Below are 19,914 nucleotides of genomic sequence, written 5' to 3'. Positions count from 1 at the left end.
CAACAGGACAGCCGTCCCGCCCTGTTCGCCTGCTGGACGAAGTCCTGGAGACCGACGGCTTCTTCAAGCGGAACTGCAGGGCGGCGGCCAAGTCGAAGTACGAGGACCACTTCGCAGATGTAGCGGAGATCGAGGCTCAAGCAACGGCGATCAGGGAATACGTACCGCTCCTGATCCCCGGCCTGCTTCAGACACCCGCGTATGCCCGGATCGTGAACCGCGCCTACGCCCCGACCGCGCCGGAAGAGGTCATCGAGGAGTGGACGGAAGGCCGGATGGAGCGAACCCGGCTGCTCGACCACCCGACAAAGCCGTTGTTGTGGGCCGTGCTTGACGAGGCGGCGCTGCGCCGGGAGACCGGTGGCCGGGCGGTGATGGCTGAAGCCCTGCGCCACATCGCCGGTCTGTCCCGCCGGAACCGGGTCATCATGCAGGTGCTGCCGCTCAGCGCAGGTGCGCACGCAGGCATGGCCGGAGCCCTCAAGCTGATGGAGTTCGAGGATGCCCCACCGCTGGCCTACCTCGAAGCGGTGCGCAGTGGGCGGCTGGAGGATGACCCTGCCACCGTCACCCAACTGAGGTTCCTGTTTGATCTCCTCGCTGCCTCCGCACTCTCGCGGCAGAAGTCCCTGGCCCTGATCGAGGCGTTGGCGCAGGATTACGCCCATGAGGTACATCCCTGACTACGAACTGAGCTGGCACAAGTCGAGCTACAGCCAGGGCGGCGGCAATTGCCTCGAAGTAGCCGTCGCCCACCCCACCCTCACCCCCGTCCGAGACTCCAAGAATCCCCTCGGCCCGAAGCTCGTGTTCCGGTCGGCTGTCTGGTCGGCCTTCGTGGAGAGTGTCAAGAAGTGACCTCCACGACCCGAAGGGCCGCCCATGACCAGCACCGTCGCCGACCTGATGCACCGTAACCTGCTCGGCGTCTTCAACGAACCGGATGCCGGGCGCCGCAACGCGGCCATCGCCGAGACGTACGCGGAGGACGTGGTGTGGCACGAGCCCGACCGCGTAGTCCGCGGCCGCGAGGCCCTCTCCGTGCGCGCCGCGGAGCTGCTCGCGGAGCAGCCGGGCTGGGTCTTCCGGCCCGAGGGTCCCGTCTCCGTCACCGACGACCTCGGCCATCTCGGATGGGTGTACGGCCCGGCCGGCGAACCGCCCGTCGCGACCGGCATGGACATCGCCCACTGCAAGGACGGCGTCATCGTCGACCTCTACACACTCATCTCCGAGGCCCCCTGACCAAGACCGACGCCTCAAGCTCAGCATCACTCGTTCCGGTGACCGCTGCTCAGCAGACAGAGATATGCTGTTGGCGACATAATACGGTCCACCCTATGGATGCCCTGTACGTGATCGCGCTGGAGCCCGAGGTGCGGTCCTGGCTGGAGCTTCTCCCCGACAAACAACACCGCAAAGTGGAGGAGTACGCCGAGCTGCTCTCTGCCCTCGGACCCAGAACGCCCATGCCGTTCGCTCGTCCTCTGGAAGACGGGGTGTACGAGCTGCGCCCCACGCTGGGCGGGGTGAGCACACGGATCACGTACTGGTTCGCGCCAGAGCGCCGCGTCGTGCTCCTCACCGTCTTCCGCAAGACCCGCATGCATGAGGCGGACCAGGTCGCCCGCGCGGTGGCCGCCCGTAAGGTGCGCGCCGAAAAAGCACGAGCCGGCCCACGTCACGTACAGCCACGCCGAGGAAGGAGACGCGCGATGAACCACTCCCGCTGGAGGTTGGCGCGCGAGAAGAAACTGGCCATGGAGCACGCCGAGTCCCCTGAGGTCACGGCCGAGCGCGCGGAGATCCGACTGGCCATGGCCTTCGCCCAGGCCGTGTACGAACGCCGCAAGGAGCTGGGGTTGTCACAAGCCGACCTAGCCGAACGCGCCGGGCTCACCCAGGCGAAGATCTCCCGCCTGGAAGGCGCCGACACCGTACCGACACTCCCCTTGCTGCGGCGCCTGGCCCTGGCCCTGGACGCCTCGCTCAGCATCGCCTTGGACGACGATCGCGAGGAAGTCGCCTTTATCGCACATCCGGCAGCCTAATCGCGCCCCACCGCCTACCCGGATGCGAGCACCTGGTCTCACAGCCCGGCGGTTTCGAGGGCCACCCGGCCACCGTCATCACATCGAACTCTCCCTCAACTGACTCGCCGTCTGAACAGCAACCTTCGTCCGCGCACGAGACGGCGGCAGCTGTGCCCCAACACGCCCCTGTCGCCTTCCGAGGTCCGGTCCCGCGTCGCGGAGATCCGTGGCGCGATGAACGAACGACGAGAGAGGACACCCGCATGACCACTCCCGCACACACACTGCACGCACCTGCAGGTGTGTACAGTTTCCTCATGGAGACGTATCCGCTTGTGGAGGCCCGGAACCAGCTCGGTCAGCTTGTCGGCCGGGTCCGGCACGGGCAGGAGCACATCCTGATCACCGAGTACGGCAAGCCCGCCGCCGCGCTCATCCCCATAAGCGAGCTTGAGGAACTCCAGAGGCTCCGGGACGAAGCGGACATCGCCGAAGCGCGTACGCGGGAAGCCGCTCAGTCCGGGCCCGCGATGGCGCACGACGAGTTCATGGCGCAGTTGGAGGAAGAAGACCGCCGAGAGATTGCTTCGTGATCCACGCGGTGGTGTGGGAACACCACGCCATGGACGAGTTCCGGCGGCTGCGGACCATCGACCCCGTGGGTGCCAAGGCGGCTGCCGCAGCGGTTCGAGCACTTGCCGAAGAGCCTCGCCCAGAAGCGGCTCGCGCACTCGGCACATCCGGGTACTGCCGCCTGCACGTCGGCACCTGGCGGGTGCTCTACCGCCCGGACGGCGAGACCGTCACGGTCTATGTGCTCAAAGTCGGCCGCAGCACCTGACATCACCTTCCGATGTTCCGGCGGTGTTGTCAGCGCCGTATGCCACGCTGGTCCCCATGAACCACTCCCAGCTCACCGCCCTGGGCCGGGCCCTTCGTCTGCTCGGGGAGCACGGGGAGGCCCTGACCGGCGACACCACCGACGCCAAGCTGCACGAGGTGAAGGACGACCTCCGGCGGGCGCTCGACCTGCTGGAGGAGAGCGTCAGCAGCGCCGCGCCCACGACCCGGTGCGCCGAGCACCCGCAGGGTCCCGTGGACGAGAGCGCCCCTGATCTGTGCCTGCTGTGCGAGACACGGCGGCGGGCCGCGCGGCGGTCGGAGTACGCGGGTGGGCCCAGGCCGGTGCCGGACGAGGCCGTCAGCCCGTCCATGTCCCGGTACGGCGTGCGGGGCGACCGGCCGCAGCCCCAGCAGCGCTGGCTGCCCGAGTCGTGGAACGGCCGGGAGTGGGAGCTGTGCGGCACCCCCCGGCGCGACCGGCAGGAGGCCGAGCTGTACCTGGCCGCCCAGCGGCGCGGTTCCCGGCCGGCGATGGCCTACCGCCTGGTCCACGAGTTCACCGACTACGAGGTGCTCCGGGTATGGGGCACTCCCGTACACGTGGACATCGAGCCCCTCGGCAACCTGTAACGGCTGGTGGCGCCACCCCGCATTCTCTGACTAAAGTCAGAGAATGGATGCGGCACAGATCGAGGAAGTACGGCGGTTCAACCGGACCGTCACCGAACGCGTGGGCGTGCTCCACGACCGCTACCTGGGCCGCGACCGGCCGATCGGCGAGGCCCGGCTGCTCTGGGAGATCGGCGAGCGGGGCGATGACGTGCGCCGGCTGCGTGAGCGGCTCGGGCTCGACTCCGGATACGTCAGCCGGCTGCTGCGGTCCCTGGAGACCGCCGGCCTGGTGACGGTGGAGCCGCAGCCCCAGGACAGGCGAGTGCGTACCGTGCGGCTCACCGAGAAGGGCCGGGCGGAGCGCGCCCTGCTCGACGACCGCAGCAACGACCTGGCCGGGTCCCTGCTCCAGCCGCTCAACGCCGCACAGCGTGCCCGGCTGGTCGCGGCCATGGCCGAGGTCGACCGCCTGCTGACCGCCGGAACGGTCACGCTGGACGTCGTCGACCCCGACCACCCCGACGCCCGGCACTGCCTGCTGGCCTACTTCGCCGAGTTGCAGGAGCGCTTCGACACCGGCTTCGATCCCGCGCGCAGCCTGCTGCCCGACGCGGGTGAACTCCGGCCGCCCCACGGCCTGTTCCTGGTCGCCCGGCTGCACGGCGACCCCGTCGGCTGTGCGGGGGTGAAGCTGCCGCCCGGGGCGCCGGCGGAGATCAAGCGCATGTGGGTCGCCCCGCAAGCCCGCCGGCTCGGCCTCGCCCGCCGGTTCCTGACCGAACTGGAGACGCGGGCCGCCCGGCACGGCCACGACACCCTGCGCCTCGACACCAACAAGACGCTGAGCGCCGCGATCAACCTCTACCACTCCTTCGGCTTCCAGGAGGTCGCCGCCTTCAACGACGAGCCGTACGCCCACCACTGGTTCGAGAAGCGGATCACCGCGGCGCCGCCGGAGTGACCTACCGGATCGCCCGGTGCCGGTGCCGGTGCCGCCATCCAGGCGCTGAACGCCCGAACCCTCTGTGCCGGGACGCCGGCCCGGGTACCTGAGCCGTGACACGTACGCGGAAGGGGTTCGGCGGAATGAAGATCGATCTGACGGGTCGCACGGCACTGGTCACCGGCTCCACACAGGGCATCGGCGCGGCGATCGCCGTCGGCCTGGCCCGCGCCGGGGCCCGGGTGGGGGTCAACGGCCGGGACGCGCGGCGCGTCGAGGACAGCGTCGCCCGGCTGGCGGAGCAGGCCCCCGGCGCCGATCTGGTCCCGGTCGCGGCGGACGTGACCGGTGAAGAGGGGGCTCGGCGGGCCGCCGAGGTCCTGCCGGACGTCGACATCCTCGTCAACAACCTGGGGATCTTCGGCGCCGAGGACCCGCTGCGGATCACCGACGAGGAGTGGCGTCGCTACTTCGAGGTGAACGTCCTGGCCGCCGTGCGGCTGACCCGCCTCTTCCTGCCTGGCATGACCGAACGCGGGTGGGGGCGCATCCAGTACATCGCCAGCGACTCGGCGGTGGTCATCCCCGCGGAGATGATCCACTACGGCATGTCGAAGACCGCGCTGCTCGCGGTGGGCCGCGGCTTCGCCAAGCAGGCCGCCGGCACCGGCGTCACGGTGAACTCCGTGATCGCGGGTCCCACCCACACCGGAGGCGTCGAGGACTTCGTCTACGAACTCGTCGACCGCGACCTGCCCTGGGACGAGGCCCAGCGCGTCTTCATGCGCGAGCACCGGCCGCAGTCACTGCTGCAGCGCCTGATCGAACCGGAGGAGATCGCCCACATGGTCGTCTACCTCAGCTCCGACCAGGCCTCGGCCACCACCGGGGGCGCCCTCCGGGTGGACGGCGGATACGTCGACTCCATCCTGCCGTGACCGACCCGGCCCCGCGGCTCACCCCTCCCGGGGCAGGAGCGTGGCGGTGAGCGTGTCGGCCAGCCATTCCTCGTAGGTGCCGGGCGGCCAGCCCCGTCCCGCGGTGAGCTGGGTGAACAGCTGCGGTCCGGCCAGCGCCCAGACGGCGTCCGCGAGGTGGGCCGGATCCGCCCCCGGCCGCAGCGCACCTGCCTCGTCGAGGTGCGTGACGAAGGAGGTGACACCGGTCAGCCGCTCCCGCTCGCCGGTCTCCAGGATCTCCCCGACGTCCGGCCCGGCCTGGGTCAGCAGGGCGAACAGCGCGGCCACGCGCTCATGGATGCCGCGCACGTACGCGGCGTAGAGCCGGAGCTTGGCGACCGGGTCCGCCGTCCGCAGGATCTCGCGCGTCTGGGGGCGGTCCGCCATGGGCACCGGTTCGTCGTCCCCGGCCAGCGTGATGTCCCACAGGGCCTTGACCATGCCGGGTTTGCCGCCGAACGACTTGTACACCGTCTCGGCCGAGACACCCGCCCGCTCGGCCACCGCGCGGATGGTCGTGGCGTGGAAGCCGTCCCGGAAGAGCAGTTCTCGGCAGGCCTCCAGGACCGCCGTCCGGTTGCGGCGCGCGGCCTCGCGCCGGCGCTCGGAGTTGTAGGGCCGGCGTGGCGTCTCGCCTGCCATCGGCACACCCCCTCAATCTGTTACAGTCAGCTGTATCGAATATATCCCGCTCCGTTGCCGGAGGCTCTCATGTCCCGTCCTGCGACCGTGCAGGTGGCACCCGGCGTCCATCGCCTCGGTGATCACGGCGTCAACTTCTACCTGATCGAGGACCCCGAGGGCGTCGTTCTGATCGACGCGGGGCTACCCGCGCATCTGGAACAGCTGGGCGGGCTGCTGGACGACCTCGGCCGTTCCGTGGCCGACATCCGTGCCGTGCTCCTGACCCACGGCCATCTCGACCACACCGGCCTGGCCCACACCCTCCAGCGGGCCGGCGCCGAGATCTGGATCCACGAGCGGGACGCCGGCATCCTGCGCGACGGCCCGCGGAGCGCGAACCGCCACGCCAAGCCGGAGCGCTCGATGCTCCCCTACCTGCTGCGCCGGCCCTCCGCGCTCGCCCTCCCCCTCCAGCTGGCCCGCTCCGGGGCGTTCACCGCGCCTGCCGTGCAGGGGGCGAAGGTATTCGACACCGACCGAGTGCTGAAGGACCTGCCGGGCGCCCCGCGGGCCGTCGTGATGGCCGGACACACACCCGGCAGCACCGCGTACCTCTTCAGCGAGCGCGGACTGCTCTTCACCGGCGACGCCCTGGTCACCGCCGACGCGTTCTCCGGCCACACCGGGCCCACGCTGGTGTGCCGCTGCTTCACCCACGACAGCCGCGCCGCGCTCACCGCCCTCGACCGCCTCGACGAACTGCCCGCGGCGGGTGTGCTGCTACCCGGCCACGGTGAGCCCTTCACCGGTGGCATCGGAGCCGCTGCCCGGCTGGCACGCGAGTACGGCGTCCGCTGACCCGCCGCGCGGTCCGCGGCGTCGCACCACCACAGACCTCCGGGCGGTGCCCCCTCGCCCGGCGCACGAGGTACCTCTCTTTCCAAGGACAAGACATGAGTTCTGCACCGCCGAACAACGACACGCAGGCGGCGGACTACTTCCGTCCGCGCGTCATGCATGTCCCCGCCGAGAAGGGCGTGGTCAAGTGGATGTCGGGCGACGTCTACTCGACCCTGGCACCGGCCGACTCCACCGGCGGCATCCTGGGCTTCACCGACTGCTGGGTGCCGCCGGGCGGCGGCCCGGTGGCACATGTGCACAAGGCCGCCGACGAGTCCTTCTACGTCATATCGGGCGAGGTCGAGTTCCTGAACGGCGAGGAGACCTTCCTGGCGCACGCCGGTGACTTCGTCTTCGTCCCGCGGGGCACCCGGCACCGGTTCCGCAACCTCACCGAGGAACAGGTGCGCATGGTGTCCTTCTTCACCCCCGGCGGGGGCGAAGGACTGTGGCTGGAGGGCGGGGACGACCCCGTCCCCGGTGAGGAGCCGCAGTTCTGGCCGCCGGAGCGCGGAATGGCGCTGGGCCCGCTGCTCGGGCGGCCTGAGATCGACATGGTGATCCTGCCCGAGGCGGCGGACCTGAACGGGCCCGCCGACGAGGCCTAGCCAGGCCGGGTCAGCCCTAGCCAGCCCTAGCCAGACCTAGCCGTAGTCAGCCGAGCAGTGGTGAGGGAGCGAAGTCGTATCCCTCCCACAGCTGCCTGCTGCTCTCCTCCGGGTACGCCGTCGCCTTCGGTGTCGTGTCCAGGACCTGGGTGAGGCGGGACCGGGTGTCGTAGGCGGGCCAGCCCGGGTCGCCGGTCGCCGCGAAGGACGTCCACGCGGTGCGGAAGCGGGCGGAGAGTTCCTTCGCCTCGGGGGTGACGCCGGTGCCCGCCCAGAGGAGGTTGGCGAGGTCCGCCTCGAACGTGCCGAAGAGGAGCGGGATGTCCAGGCCGTGGCAGGCGCCGAGGAGGCCGCCGTTGCCCGGGGCGCCCCAGGTCAGTTCGTAGAGGTGGGCCCGGCCGCCGCCCGCGGTCTGCGCCTCCGCCAGGCGCAGGGACGGTATGGCGAACAGCCAGTCGGTCTGGACCCGTTCGTACAGCTCGCTCGGCGAGGCGTCGGGGTGGGCGGCGCGGTAGGCATGGTCGCCTGCCGTGCCGCCCGGTGCGAACAGGCGCAGGGCGCCGGTCGCCTGCTCCTCCGTGATCTTGCCGTACATCCCGCTCATGACCAGGAACAGCCGGAACTCGTCACGGTTGTGACCGACGAGGAGGTCCACGTCCCGCGCGGAGCCGGACGCCAGCGCCTGCCAGGGGGTGGTGGGGAGCACCTCGCCGTCGACCACCGGGGAGAACGGGGTGACCGTCGGCGCGATCTGGCCCCAACGGTCCACGTACTGGGGCATCTTGGCGCCGAGCGCCTGCCCGGCCTCCGTCAGCCGGCGCGGGTCGGTCGCCGCCAGGTCGGCCACCGTGGGACGCAGGCCGGCCTCGGCCGCGAGGGCCCTGCCGATGTCCTCGGCGAGCTCGGCGGAGAAGAAGGTGCCCGGGACGCTCTGCGCGATCGCCCGCCGGAACAGGCCCCGCGCCCTCGGCATCGCCAGGAGAGAGGCCACCGACCCGGCGCCCGCGGACTCGCCGAAGACCGTGACCCGGTCGGGGTCGCCGCCGAACGCCGCGATGTTCTCCCGCACCCACTCCAGCGCCGCCACCTGGTCCAGCAGGCCCCGGTTGGCGGGCGCCCCCTCGATATGGGCGAAACCCTCCATGCCGACGCGGTAGTTGAGCGAGACCACGACCACGTCGCCGTCGCGGGCGATGTGCTGGGCGTCGTAGCCGGGGCTGCCGGAGTGGCCCAGCTTGTAGGCGCCGCCGTAGATCCACACCATCACCGGGCAGCGGGCGGCCGGGTCCGGGGCGGGTGTCCACACGTTCACCGTGAGCCAGTCGTCGCCCTCGGGAGCCTCCAGGACGCCCGGGGCTCCCTGGATGCCCAGGTCCTGCGGGGGCGGCGGGCCGAAGGCATACGCCTCACGGATCCCCTCCCAGGGCCGCGCCGGGCGGGGCGCCGCGAACCTGGCCGCTCCCACCGGGGGTTCGGCGAACGGTATCCCCCGGAAGACCGTCAGGCCGTCCTCCCGCAGGCCGCGCACGGCACCGGCGGTGGTGCGCACGACGGGGCCCTCGGCCGCGGGCGCCGGCTCGGCGGACTCGTTCGTGATCATGATCGCTCGCTTTCGACGGCTGGTTGCTGCCACTTCCGACGACTGACCGCTGCCGCTCCGACGGCGGTCGCAGCCGCCTCTCCGGCTGGTCGCCGCCGTTTCACGGCCGGTCACTGATGAAACGTCCGGCGCTTCGCACGAGTGCCGAACACCCCTCACCCGTTGGAGTGAATCCAGGCAATCCAGGTCAGCCGTGCCGGGCCACGAATGCCCTGGCCTCCGCCTCGTCGATCTCGTACACCGTCTCATGGGCCCGCGGATCCCGCGCATGGAAGGTGTGGAACATCGGGCTCGCGGGCCCGCCCAGCTCCACCAGCGACGCCGACGCCCCGCGCACCGCCCGCTCACCGCCGGGCGCCACGGTGAGGTCGATCCGGTTGACCACCCCCGGCGTCACCCACACCGGCACCGACTCCAGCACCCCGAAGAGCTGGAGGTGGTAGTGGCCCGTGAGGATCACCCGTGCGTCACTGCCCCGGATCACCGCCGCCAGGTCGCCGGGGTCGCGCAGCCCGAAGGCCTGCTGGGTCAGCGAGATGTCCAGGGCGAGCGGCGGATGGTGGAAGGCGAGGACCGTGCCGTGCCCGGCCGGGGTGCGCAGCACCTCGCGCAGCCACTCCAGCTGGGGCGCGCCGAGCCGGCCGTGGACCTTGCCCGGCACGAGCGAGTCCAGGGTGACGAAGCGCCAGCCGCCGACCGTGCTCACGGCGGCCCGCTCCGGGGCGCCGAACACCAGCTCGGCGCGATCGGTGCCGTCGGCGTCCAGATGCCCGCTGCCCAGCACCTTGGCGAAGGCCTCGCGCTCGTCGTGGTTGCCGGTGGTGCAGAGGACGGGGATGTTCCGGGCCTCGGCGTAGGCGCCGATCAGGGTGCGCAGGGCCGTGTACGCCTCCGCCGAGCCGTCGTCGGCGAGGTCACCGGTGACGACGACCGCGTCGAGGCCCTGGAGATGGCGGAGTTCGTCGAGCATCAGCCGCAGCGACGCGGTGGCGTTGACACCCCGTCTGTTGGGGGCGTCGGTGCGGTCCAGGTGGGTGTCCGAGAGATGGAGTATCCGCATGACGGGACGATACCGGTGACCTCGGTGGTCGTCACAAGCCAATAACGAAGTGCGTGCGGCAAGTGGGCGGACTCCGTACCCCACTTGAGACGTTCTGGCAGCTCAGCACCGGTTTGCCCGACAGGCGAACCATGGCCGACACATAGAATGCGCCGACCCGGAACGGCTGTTTTCAGCCAGGTCAAGAGTCGGGAAGACCCGCGGCTCGCTCCTTGGGCATCTCGTGACCGTTCCCGGGAGGCACCCTCACAGGTTCCTGACGTCCCATGCCTCAATCAGCCGCCGACCGGAGAGCCGAGCCGTGATGACGCACGAGACCCACGCAACCCGCACGCCGGGCGGACGGCGATGACCGGCCTGCTCAAGCAGCTGCGCGTCTCGCTCCTGATCACCCTCGGGGTGTCGGCCTTCAACGCGTCGGGGCCCCTCCTGGAAGGGCTGGTACGGGGGGACTTCCTCGCGACTCTGGGCGACCGGGCTTCGGGCGCGGCCATCATCTGCACCCTCGTCACCGTCGTGCATTCGGTGATCTACGGCGCGATGCACTTCGGCCGGCCGGAGACGCGCGAGGCGCGGGGCGTCCGGGCCGGGGTGGGGGTGCTGATGGCGCTCGACGTGGTCCCGCTGTTCGCGGCGGGTTACGTCGTCCTGGCCCTCATACCCCTCCTGGCCACCGTCGGGAGCTGGGGCTGGGCGAGGCACCGGGGCTGGGGCGCGGACGCCGCGCGCTACAGCGCCCTGATCTTCGGCGTCCTGTCCTTGTTCGTACAGCTTGTGGCCGCCCTGGTCATGAGCATCGCGGGGTGGCTATGACCGTCTCCGCGGACACCGGCGCCCTGTGGGCCACTCTGCTGGCACTCGCGGGCGTGCCCGCGATCGGATACGCGCTCTTCACCAGGCTCACCGGCCGCGGGCGCAAGGGGGCTGCCCCCTGGCGGGTGCGGCGGTCGCGGGCCACGCGCTGGCCGCGGTCGCCGTGGTCGGGGGGTGGGGCAGGGTGTTCGGGTTTCTGACGACGGCGTACATCGGCGGGTGTGTCGCCGGTGCCTTCGTCCATGCGTACGACACCTGGGTGCGCGAGGGCGAGCAGCACCGGCCTGCCCTGCGGCCGGCGCGGCTGCTCGTGGTGCCCTACGCGTTCGCCCTCGGGTTCTTCGGCCGGGTCGCCGGCTGACCCGAGGGCGAACGGGTGGGGTCAGCTCAGGGTCTTGAGCGCGACCGCGTCGTACGACTTGAGTTCGTCCGTGCGGCCGGCGAGAACCTTCGCCGCCCACTCGGGGTCCTGGAGCAGGGCGCGGCCGACGGCGACCATGTCGTACTCGTCGCGCTCCAGGCCGTCGAGGAGGTCCTCGATGCCCTTGACCGGGGAGCCCTCGCCCGCGAAGCCCTTGATGAAGTCGCCGTCGAGGCCGACCGAGCCGACGGTGATGGTGGGCCTGCCGGTGAGCTTCTTGGTCCAGCCGGCCAGGTTCAGGTCGGAGCCCTCGAACTCGGGGAGCCAGTAGCGGCGGGTGGAGGCATGGAAGACGTCGACGCCGGCGGCGGCCAGCGGGGTGAGGATCGCCTCCAGCTCCTCGGGGGTCTCCGCGAGGCGGGCGTCGTAGTTGTCGGACTTCCACTGCGAGTAGCGGAGGATGACCGGGAACTCCGGGGACACTGCCTCGCGTACGGCGGCCACGATCTCCGCGGCGAACTTCGTACGGGCGACCGGGTCGCCGCCGTACCCGTCGGTGCGGCGGTTGGTGCCGGCCCACAGGAACTGGTCGAGCAGGTAGCCGTGGGCGCCGTGCAGTTCGACGCCGTCGAAGCCGATGCGCTCGGCGGCGGCCGCGGCCTCGGCGAACGCGCGGATGACGTCGTCCAGGTCCTGCCGGGTCATCGCCGTGCCCTCGCCCTCGGTGCCGTCCAGGCGGATGCCGGAGGGACCGACGGCCGGGGCGTCCGCGTACGGCGCCTGGCCCTGCTTGCGGACCATGCCGATGTGCCAGAGCTGCGGGACGATCGTGCCGCCGGCCGCGTGCACCCCCTCGGCGACCTTCGCCCAGCCCGCCAGCTGCTCCTCGCCGTGGAACCGCGGGACGCGGCTGCTGTTGCCGGCCGAGTCGTGGCCGACGTAGGTCCCCTCGGTGACGATCAGACCGACACCCGCGGCGGCCCGGCGGGAGTAGTACGAGACCACGTCCTCGCCGGGGACGCCGCCGGGGCTGAACTGGCGGGTCATCGGCGCCATCGCGATCCGGTTGGGGACCGTGAGCCCGTTCAGGGCGATGGGGCGGGAGAGGATCTCGGCCGCGCGGGAGGCGGGGGGCGTGGTGACGGTCACGTGGGGGGCTCCTCGTGAGTAGGTCGTATACCGGACGGGTCGTATACCAGACGGTATGTGCACACGCATCGAGTGCACGTCTGTGCACAACGACCTGCCCGCTCGTGCGCATTCCCGGTCGCTCGCGAGTGCGGTGTGACCCCGGACACCCGGACACGGGCGCCGGAAACGCCCGAGGGCGGCACCCCTCGCCCATTGGCAGGAGGTGCCGCCCTCGGAAAGGACGGGCTGATCCGGGATCGGATCAGAAGTCCATGTCACCGCCCGGCATGCCGCCCGGAGCGGCCGCGGCGGCCTTCTCCGGCTTGTCGGCGATGACGGCCTCGGTGGTGAGGAACAGCGCGGCGATGGAGGCGGCGTTCTGCAGCGCGGAACGGGTCACCTTCGCCGGGTCGATGATGCCCTCGGCGATCAGGTCGACGTACTCGCCGGTCGCGGCGTTGAGGCCGTGACCCGGGGTGAGGTTGCGGACCTTCTCCACCACGACGCCGCCCTCGAGGCCGGCGTTGACGGCGATCTGCTTCAGCGGGGCCTCGAGCGCGAGCTTCACGGCCTGTGCGCCGGTCGCCTCGTCACCCTCCAGCTCCAGCTTCTCGAAGACCTGGGAGGCCTGCAGCAGGGCCACGCCACCACCGGCGACGATGCCCTCCTCGACGGCCGCCTTGGCGTTGCGCACGGCGTCCTCGATGCGGTGCTTGCGCTCCTTGAGCTCGACCTCGGTCGCGGCACCGGCCTTGATGACGGCGACGCCACCGGCGAGCTTGGCCAGGCGCTCCTGGAGCTTCTCGCGGTCGTAGTCCGAGTCGGACTGCTCGATCTCGGCGCGGATCTGGTTGACCCGGCCGGCGACCTGGTCGGACGAGCCGGCGCCGTCGACGATGGTGGTCTCGTCCTTGGTGATGACCACCTTGCGGGCCTTGCCCAGCAGGTCGAGGGTCGTGTTCTCCAGCTTGAGACCGACCTCCTCGGAGATGACCTCGCCGCCGGTGAGGATGGCGATGTCGTTCAGCATCGCCTTGCGGCGGTCGCCGAAGCCCGGGGCCTTGACCGCGACGGACTTGAAGGTGCCGCGGATCTTGTTGACGACCAGGGTCGACAGGGCCTCGCCCTCGACGTCCTCGGCGATGATCAGCAGCGGCTTGCCCGACTGCATGACCTTCTCCAGGAGCGGGAGCAGGTCCTTGACGGAGCCGATCTTCGAGTTGGCGATCAGGATGTACGGGTCGTCGAGGGACGCCTCCATACGCTCCATGTCGGTGGCGAAGTACGCCGAGATGTAGCCCTTGTCGAAGCGCATACCCTCGGTGAGCTCCAGCTCCAGACCGAAGGTCTGGGACTCCTCGACGGTGATGACGCCTTCCTTGCCGACCTTGTCCATGGCCTCGGCGATGAGCTCGCCGATCTGGGTGTCGGCGGCGGAGATGGAGGCCGTGGAGGCGATCTGCTCCTTGGTCTCGACGTCCTTCGCCTGCTCAAGGAGGGCACCGGAGACGGCCTCGACGGCCTTCTCGATACCGCGCTTCAGGGCCATCGGGTTGGCACCGGCGGCGACGTTGCGCAGGCCTTCCTTGACCAGGGCCTGGGCGAGCACGGTCGCGGTGGTCGTACCGTCACCGGCGACGTCGTCCGTCTTCTTGGCGACTTCCTTGACCAGCTCGGCGCCGATCTTCTCGTACGGGTCCTCCAGCTCGATCTCCTTGGCGATGGACACACCATCGTTGGTGATCGTGGGGGCGCCCCACTTCTTCTCAAGGACGACGTTGCGGCCCTTGGGGCCGAGGGTGACCTTGACGGCGTCGGCGAGCTGGTTCATACCGCGCTCAAGGCCGCGCCGCGCCTCCTCGTCGAACGCGATGATCTTGGCCATGTGAAGTGGTCCCTCCAGGACTGGGGGTGAGTCTTCAGGACCGCGCCCGCGCCCGCGACGGACGGCTCGCCGACCCGTGGGTTCCTTGCCCCACCCGGCCTGCGGGCCTCACCGACCCGGTCCTTCTTTGTCACTCTCACCTTCAGAGTGCTAACGCCAATGATTAGCACTCGGCATGGTCGAGTGCAAGCGCCTCTCGCACTCCGGCAGGACCTCCGGGCGCGCCGGAGCCTGGCCTCCGGGCACGCCGGGGCAAGACCCCGGGCACGCCGGAGGGGGACCCCGGGCACGCTGAAGGGCTCGCACCCAGCGGGTGCGAGCCCTTCAGCAGAAGAACGGAAGAACGTCGCTGCAGTCAGTCGGCGCGTGCTTCAGCCGGTCGCGAGCCGGACCATGTCCGCCTGCGGCCCCTTCTGGCCCTGCGAGATCTCGAAATCGACCCGCTGACCCTCTTCCAGGGTGCGGTAGCCGTCCATCTGAATCGCGCTGTAGTGGACGAAAACATCCGCACCACCGTCGACCGCGATGAAGCCGTACCCCTTCTCCGCGTTGAACCACTTGACGGTGCCCTGAGCCATGCCTAACTCCCCTATTACTGGCCCTTGCACAGATCCACACTTCGCGGATCCGGGTCAGACCTCACCCCCCATTGGTTGGGGGCGTGCGCCGGAACGCGTCGACCGCGGCTGAATGTATCTGTCCAACTGCCGTCTGCAACAGGTCAATCGGACGAGAATTCTGGACGGGAGCGGTCCGGAATGTAGCGAGAATTCGGCCGAATTCAGGGCAAGTCGGGCCCCAGAAAGGCCTCAAAAGCCGCATATAACCCGCACACTTTGGCTACTTCTTGCCGGGCTCGCGGTATCGAATACGGGGTCCCCGACCTGGAGATCGGGACCGCGTTCCCCAACTGTACCGCGCTCAACCACACAGAATTGCCCCCTCCGCTTCTCTCACGGAGGGGGCAATCGGATGAACAGTCGGTGATCGGCGTTACCGAAGGTAATGTTCGGTCATTCGATCAGCCTGTCAAGCAGGTCAGCAGGTCAGCCGCCGGCGACGGCCGGGATGATGGAGACACCGGCCCCGTCCGGGGTGGCGGTCTCCAGGCCCTGCTCGAACCGCACGTCGTCGTCATTGACGTACACATTGACGAACCGGCGCAGCTTGCCCTGGTCGTCGAGAACGCGCGCGGAGATCCCGGCGTGGTTCTTCTCCAGGTCGGAGATGACCTCGCCGAGCGTGGCGCCCTCGGCGGCGACTTCGGCCTGACCGCCGGTGTAGGCGCGCAGGATGGTGGGGATGCGAACGGTGACGCTCACGTTTTTACCTCCGGTCTGGGCAACGCCCAATTTCTCGGGGGACTCAGGCGAGCCCGGCTTCGCGGAAAGACTCCAGATTCGGGCGAATGGTCGCGGTGAGCCCGGTACCCGCAACCGCGTCCAGCGTCTTCAGTCCATCACCGGTGTTGAGTACAACGACCGTCTTCGCCGGATCAATCAACCCATTCTCAATGAGCTTCTTGGTGACTCCAACCGTCACTCCGCCGGCGGTTTCCGCGAAGATTCCCTCGGTCCGCGCAAGCAGCTTGATCGCGTCGACGACCTGCTCGTCGTTCACGTCCTCCACGGCACCGCCGGTACGCCGCGCGATGTCGAGGACGTACGGGCCGTCGGCCGGGTTGCCGATGGCGAGGGACTTGGCGATGGTGTTCGGCTTCTGCGGACGGACCACGTCGTGGCCCTCCTTGTAGGCCACCGACACCGGCGAGCATCCCTCGGCCTGGGCACCGAAGATCTTGTACGGCTTGTCCTCGACGAGTCCGAGCTTGATCAGCTCCTGCAGACCCTTGTCGATCTTCGTGAGCTGCGAGCCGGAGGCGATCGGGATGACCAGCTGGTCCGGGATCTGCCAGCCGAGCTGCTCGCAGATCTCGTACGCCAGGGTCTTGGAGCCCTCCGCGTAGTACGGCCGCAGGTTGACGTTGACGAAGCCCCAGCCCTCGCCGGCCGGGTCGCCGATCAGCTCGGAGCAGAAACGGTTCACGTCGTCGTAGTTGCCCTCGATGCCGACGAGCTCGCCGCCGTAGATCGCGGCCATGACGATCTTGCCCTGCTCCAGGTCGTGCGGGATGAACACGCAGGAGCGGAAGCCGGCCCGGGCGGCGGCGGCACCGACCGCGCCGGCCAGGTTGCCGGTGGAGGAGCAGGAGAGGGTGGTGTAGCCGAAGGCGCGGGCGGCCTCGACGGCCTGGGCGACGACGCGGTCCTTGAAGGAGTGCGTCGGGTTGCCGGAGTCGTCCTTCACGTACAGCCCGCCGGTCACCCCGAGCTCGCGGGCCAGGTTGTCGGCCTTGACGAGCTTGGTCCAGCCGGGGTTGATGTTCGGCTTGGTCGCCACGTCCGCGGGGACGGGCAGCAGCGGCGCGTAGCGCCAGATGTTCGCGGGACCCGCTTCGATCTGCTTGCGGAGCTCCTCGGTGTCGTAGGCCGAGAAGTCGTACGCGATCTCCAGCGGGCCGAAACACTCCTCGCAGGCGAACAACGGGCCGAGCGGCACCCGGTGACCGCACTCGCGGCAGCTCAGGGCGGCGGCGGGGCCGAGGTCTACGGTGGAATCGGTGGCGCTTGCAACAGTCTGCACAGCCATGTGAGGCGAGGCCCTTTCTCCTCATCTTCCTCACGACGCATTTCGCCGTGAGACGGATTTGGCACCTTCCCTAGCCGGGAGCCTCGCGAGCGATCGACACTGATCGGCGATCTACGAGTAACCGACTGGAGGGTTGCCGGGGCTTCAACGGGCCGTTTCCCTCTGCCCCTCTGGATGAGCGGTATGTGGTTGTCAACACCGGGTGACCCCAGGACATGCGATGGTCATCGGCGTTGTTCAAGACTGTAACCGAAGGCCAGGACAGTTGAGTGAGTCGTCCGAACCGCGAGATGGATCACACCTCGCCGTGTGACCGTGACAGTGAGGAGCCGCTGACCGTGCTGGAAGAAGTCGAGCGCTGGCTGGCCACCCGCTCCTGGTCCGTAACCGATCGTCCGCTGCACCGGATCATGGCCGCGAAACGGTCCTCCGGGCAGACGGTCAGCGTCGTGCTGCCCGCGCTCAACGAGGAGGAGACCGTCGGCGACATCGTCGCGATCATCCGCCACGACCTCATGCAGCAGGTGCCGCTCGTCGACGAGATCGTGGTCGTCGACTCCGGCTCCACCGACCGCACGGCGGCCGTCGCCGCGGCGGCCGGCGCCCGCGTCGTGCACCGCGACGAGATCCTGCCCCGCATCCCGACCGTCCCCGGCAAGGGCGAGGTCCTCTGGCGCTCCCTCCTGGTCACCACCGGGGACGTCGTCTGCTTCATCGACGCCGACCTGCGCGACTTCTCCTCCGACTTCGTCACCGGCATCGTCGGCCCTCTCCTCACCGACCCGGACGTGGACCTGGTCAAGGCGATGTACGACCGCCCGCTCGGCGGCGCCGCCGGGCAGGGCGGCCGGGTCACCGAGCTGATGGCCCGCCCGCTGCTGAACATGCACTGGCCGCAGCTGGCCGGATTCGTGCAGCCGCTGGGCGGCGAGTACGCGGCCCGCCGCTCGCTCCTCGAACAGCTGCCCTTCCCGGTCGGCTACGGCGTGGAGCTGGGCATGCTGGTCGACGCCCTGCACCTGGTGGGGCTCAACGCGCTGGCGCAGGTCGACGTCGGCGTCCGCAAACACCGCCACCAGGACGGCCAGGCCCTCGGCCGGATGTCCGCCGCGATCTACCGCACGGCCCAGCTGCGGCTGGCCCGCGGCCACCTGATCCGCCCCTCCCTCACCCAGTTCGAACGGGGCGAGGACGGCTTCGAACCGCGCACCTACTCGGTGGACACGGAGGAACGGCCGCCGATGGTGGAGATCGCCGAGTACGCCGAGCGCAAGGTGGCGTGACTTCGTCGTACGGCCGTATACGGCGGCGCGTCGGGCCCGGCCGTACGTTTGAGCGTTTACGGGCCGGGCTAGGTTGACGCGTGTGACTTCCCCCATGGCTTCCACCGGCGGTGCCGAGGTGCTGGTCGCGTCCAACCGCGGCCCGGTCTCTTACGACCTGCGCGAGGACGGTTCGCTGCACGCCAGACGGGGCGGTGGCGGACTGGTCTCGGGACTGTCGGCGATCGGGCCGGACGCGAACGCGGTGTGGGTGTGCGCGGCGCTGGGCGACGGCGACCGGGAGGCGGTGCGGCGGGCCGCGGGCGGCCGGCTGCCGGCCGGGGACACCGGCGGGCAGCAGGTCCGGATGCTCGACATCGACGCGGACGTGTTCTCCGACGCGTACAACGGCATCGCGAACTCGGTCCTCTGGTTCGTCCACCACATGCTCTACCAGACCCCGCTGGAGCCCGTCTTCGACGCGGAGTTCCGGCGGCAGTGGGGTTCGTACCAGGCCTACAACCGCGCCTTCGCGGAAGCGCTGGCGCAGGAGGCGGCCGAGGGTGCGGTGGTGGTCATCCAGGACTACCACCTGGCCCTCGCCCCCCGCATGCTCCGTCGCCTCCGCCCCGACCTGCGGATCGGCCACTTCTCCCACACCCCCTGGGCGCCGCCGGACTACTTCCGGCTCCTCCCCGACGACATCGCGGCGGAGCTGCTGAGCGGGATCCTGGGCGCCGACCACGCGGCGTTCCTGACGCGGCGGTGGGCGGACGCGTTCGTCGACTGCTGTCATACGGTGCTGGGCCCGGGGATCCCGGCCGCCGATCCGTCGTCCGGCGGGACCCGGATCGGGGTGCACGGGCTGGGGGCCGACGCGGACTTCCTGCGGAAGCGGTCGCACGAGCCGGACGTGGACGAGCGGATGCGGGCGCTGCGCGAGGAGATCGGCGGCGACGGGCGGAAGACCGTCGTCCGCGTCGACCGGACGGAGCTGTCGAAGAACATCGTGCGGGGGCTGCTGGCGTACCGGCAGCTGCTCGACGACCACCCCGAGTGGCGGGAACGGGTGGTGCATGTCGCGTTCGCGTACCCGTCGCGGCAGGACCTGTCCGTCTACCGCGACTACACGGCGGAGGTGCAGCGGGTCGCGGACGAGATCAACTCGGCCTACGGGACGGCGGGTTGGACGCCGGTGGTGCTGCACGTCAAGGACGACTTCGCACGGTCGCTGGCGGCGTACCGGCTGGCCGACGTGGCCCTGGTGAACCCGATCCGGGACGGCATGAACCTGGTGGCGAAGGAGATTCCCGTGGTGTCGGACGAGGGGTGTGTCCTGGTCCTGTCGCGGGAGGCGGGGGCGTACGAGGAGTTGGGCGAGGACGCGGTCGTCGTGAACCCTTACGACATCGGGGGGACGGCGGAGGCGTTGGCGCGGGCGCTGGCCATGCCGGCGGAGGAGCGGGCGGAGCGCTGCAAGAGGCTGGCCGAGGCGGCTACGGCGTTGCCTCCGGCGCGGTGGTTTCTTGAGCAGCTTGAGGCGTTGGGCGGGTAGAGGCGTAGCTGCGGGCCGGTGGGGGCTTGGCGCGCGGTTCCTCCCCCAGCCTTCGGCCGGGGGTACCCCCAGCGCC

General features: G+C 70.1%; 22 protein-coding genes, 2 pseudogenes and 1 riboswitch. Of the genes and pseudogenes, 16 read left to right on the top strand and 8 right to left on the bottom strand.

What is annotated here, in order from left to right; genetic code table 11:
• Positions 1-26 precede the first annotated feature (26 nt).
• From ACFWPS_RS04520 to ACFWPS_RS04475, 10 genes and pseudogenes are all read left to right on the top strand, one after another.
• Positions 27-683: pseudogene (locus ACFWPS_RS04520) on the top strand (DUF5753 domain-containing protein); the annotation flags it as partial.
• Complete coding sequence (locus ACFWPS_RS04515; RefSeq protein WP_383700824.1) at positions 667-858, top strand: DUF397 domain-containing protein; 192 nt, start codon at positions 667-669, stop codon at positions 856-858. The pseudogene ACFWPS_RS04520 and the gene ACFWPS_RS04515, both read left to right, overlap by 17 nt.
• Positions 859-882: 24 nt before the next feature.
• Positions 883-1,245: a nuclear transport factor 2 family protein gene (locus tag ACFWPS_RS04510; RefSeq protein ID WP_383700821.1), complete on the top strand. Its 363-nt coding sequence runs from the start codon at positions 883-885 to the stop codon at positions 1,243-1,245.
• A pseudogene (locus ACFWPS_RS04505) lies at positions 1,134-1,559 on the top strand (type II toxin-antitoxin system RelE/ParE family toxin); the annotation flags it as partial. The gene ACFWPS_RS04510 and the pseudogene ACFWPS_RS04505, both read left to right, overlap by 112 nt.
• 156 nt (positions 1,560-1,715) lie before the next feature.
• Positions 1,716-2,051, top strand: a complete 336-nt coding sequence (locus tag ACFWPS_RS04500) for a helix-turn-helix domain-containing protein (RefSeq protein ID WP_383701025.1) — start codon at positions 1,716-1,718, stop codon at positions 2,049-2,051.
• Between the two features lie 299 nt (positions 2,052-2,350).
• Positions 2,351-2,626 carry a type II toxin-antitoxin system Phd/YefM family antitoxin gene (locus ACFWPS_RS04495; RefSeq protein ID WP_383700819.1) on the top strand — a complete coding sequence of 92 codons (276 nt, stop codon included), beginning with the start codon at positions 2,351-2,353 and terminating at the stop codon, positions 2,624-2,626.
• Entirely contained in the window at positions 2,623-2,874 is a 252-nt protein-coding gene (locus ACFWPS_RS04490; protein WP_383700817.1) for a type II toxin-antitoxin system RelE/ParE family toxin, read from the top strand. Before ACFWPS_RS04495 ends, ACFWPS_RS04490 begins: the two co-directional genes overlap by 4 nt.
• 56 nt (positions 2,875-2,930) lie before the next feature.
• Entirely contained in the window at positions 2,931-3,506 is a 576-nt protein-coding gene (locus ACFWPS_RS04485; protein ID WP_383700815.1) for a hypothetical protein, read from the top strand.
• A gap of 43 nt (positions 3,507-3,549) precedes the next feature.
• Entirely contained in the window at positions 3,550-4,449 is a 900-nt protein-coding gene (locus ACFWPS_RS04480; RefSeq protein ID WP_383700813.1) for a GNAT family N-acetyltransferase, read from the top strand.
• Between the two features lie 125 nt (positions 4,450-4,574).
• The gene (locus ACFWPS_RS04475) at positions 4,575-5,369 is read left to right on the top strand and encodes an SDR family NAD(P)-dependent oxidoreductase (RefSeq protein ID WP_383700810.1); all 795 of its coding nucleotides are present in this window, start codon (positions 4,575-4,577) and stop codon (positions 5,367-5,369) included.
• Positions 5,370-5,387: 18 nt separating this feature from the next.
• Here ACFWPS_RS04475 and ACFWPS_RS04470 read toward each other — a convergent pair whose 3' ends face one another.
• On the bottom strand, positions 5,388-6,032 hold the full coding sequence (locus ACFWPS_RS04470) for a TetR/AcrR family transcriptional regulator (protein ID WP_383700808.1): 645 nt from the start codon (positions 6,030-6,032) through the stop codon (positions 5,388-5,390).
• Between the two features lie 69 nt (positions 6,033-6,101).
• On the opposite strand from ACFWPS_RS04470, the gene ACFWPS_RS04465 reads away from it, so the two are divergent.
• Together ACFWPS_RS04465 and ACFWPS_RS04460 are read left to right on the top strand one after the other, a co-directional pair.
• Positions 6,102-6,872, top strand: coding sequence for an MBL fold metallo-hydrolase (locus ACFWPS_RS04465; protein WP_383700806.1), 771 nt, complete (start codon positions 6,102-6,104; stop codon positions 6,870-6,872).
• A 95-nt stretch (positions 6,873-6,967) separates the two neighbouring features.
• Positions 6,968-7,522: a cupin domain-containing protein gene (locus ACFWPS_RS04460; RefSeq protein ID WP_383700804.1), complete on the top strand. Its 555-nt coding sequence runs from the start codon at positions 6,968-6,970 to the stop codon at positions 7,520-7,522.
• A 46-nt stretch (positions 7,523-7,568) separates the two neighbouring features.
• Here the strand turns inward: ACFWPS_RS04460 and ACFWPS_RS04455 are convergent, their stop codons facing one another.
• Complete coding sequence (locus ACFWPS_RS04455; protein WP_383700802.1) at positions 7,569-9,122, bottom strand: carboxylesterase/lipase family protein; 1,554 nt, start codon at positions 9,120-9,122, stop codon at positions 7,569-7,571.
• Between the two features lie 187 nt (positions 9,123-9,309).
• Positions 9,310-10,182 (bottom strand): metallophosphoesterase, encoded by an 873-nt coding sequence (locus ACFWPS_RS04450; RefSeq protein WP_383700800.1) that lies wholly within the window; start codon positions 10,180-10,182, stop codon positions 9,310-9,312.
• A gap of 348 nt (positions 10,183-10,530) precedes the next feature.
• On the opposite strand from ACFWPS_RS04450, the gene ACFWPS_RS04445 reads away from it, so the two are divergent.
• Both ACFWPS_RS04445 and ACFWPS_RS04440 read left to right on the top strand, forming a co-directional pair.
• On the top strand, positions 10,531-10,995 hold the full coding sequence (locus ACFWPS_RS04445; protein ID WP_383700798.1) for a hypothetical protein: 465 nt from the start codon (positions 10,531-10,533) through the stop codon (positions 10,993-10,995).
• Positions 10,996-11,179: 184 nt separating this feature from the next.
• The gene (locus ACFWPS_RS04440; protein ID WP_383700796.1) at positions 11,180-11,356 is read left to right on the top strand and encodes a hypothetical protein; all 177 of its coding nucleotides are present in this window, start codon (positions 11,180-11,182) and stop codon (positions 11,354-11,356) included.
• 21 nt (positions 11,357-11,377) lie between these two features.
• Here ACFWPS_RS04440 and ACFWPS_RS04435 read toward each other — a convergent pair whose 3' ends face one another.
• The 5 genes from ACFWPS_RS04435 to thrC form a co-directional block, all read right to left on the bottom strand.
• Complete coding sequence (locus ACFWPS_RS04435; RefSeq protein ID WP_383700794.1) at positions 11,378-12,505, bottom strand: NADH:flavin oxidoreductase; 1,128 nt, start codon at positions 12,503-12,505, stop codon at positions 11,378-11,380.
• 244 nt (positions 12,506-12,749) lie between these two features.
• Positions 12,750-14,372 carry a chaperonin GroEL gene (gene groL, locus ACFWPS_RS04430; protein WP_189266088.1) on the bottom strand — a complete coding sequence of 541 codons (1,623 nt, stop codon included), beginning with the start codon at positions 14,370-14,372 and terminating at the stop codon, positions 12,750-12,752.
• 371 nt (positions 14,373-14,743) lie between these two features.
• Positions 14,744-14,950: a cold-shock protein gene (locus tag ACFWPS_RS04425; protein WP_007493268.1), complete on the bottom strand. Its 207-nt coding sequence runs from the start codon at positions 14,948-14,950 to the stop codon at positions 14,744-14,746.
• A gap of 468 nt (positions 14,951-15,418) precedes the next feature.
• On the bottom strand, positions 15,419-15,694 hold the full coding sequence (locus tag ACFWPS_RS04420) for a MoaD/ThiS family protein (RefSeq protein ID WP_361295575.1): 276 nt from the start codon (positions 15,692-15,694) through the stop codon (positions 15,419-15,421).
• A gap of 43 nt (positions 15,695-15,737) precedes the next feature.
• On the bottom strand, positions 15,738-17,021 hold the full coding sequence (thrC, locus tag ACFWPS_RS04415; RefSeq protein WP_383700792.1) for a threonine synthase: 1,284 nt from the start codon (positions 17,019-17,021) through the stop codon (positions 15,738-15,740).
• Between the two features lie 18 nt (positions 17,022-17,039).
• Positions 17,040-17,202, bottom strand: a riboswitch (SAM riboswitch).
• 157 nt (positions 17,203-17,359) lie between these two features.
• Here thrC and ACFWPS_RS04410 point away from each other — a divergent pair.
• A complete protein-coding gene (locus tag ACFWPS_RS04410) occupies positions 17,360-18,304 on the top strand; it encodes a glucosyl-3-phosphoglycerate synthase (protein WP_383700790.1) in 945 nt (314 codons plus the stop codon).
• A 94-nt stretch (positions 18,305-18,398) separates the two neighbouring features.
• The gene (locus ACFWPS_RS04405; protein ID WP_383700788.1) at positions 18,399-19,838 is read left to right on the top strand and encodes a trehalose-6-phosphate synthase; all 1,440 of its coding nucleotides are present in this window, start codon (positions 18,399-18,401) and stop codon (positions 19,836-19,838) included.
• The last annotated feature ends 76 nt before the right edge of the window (positions 19,839-19,914 follow it).

The organism is Streptomyces sp. NPDC058457 (assembly GCF_042720695.1).
Lineage (GTDB): Bacteria > Actinomycetota > Actinomycetes > Streptomycetales > Streptomycetaceae > Streptomyces.
The sequence above is the reverse complement of the archived record's forward strand: the minus strand, read 5'-3'. Positions and strand labels throughout refer to the sequence as shown.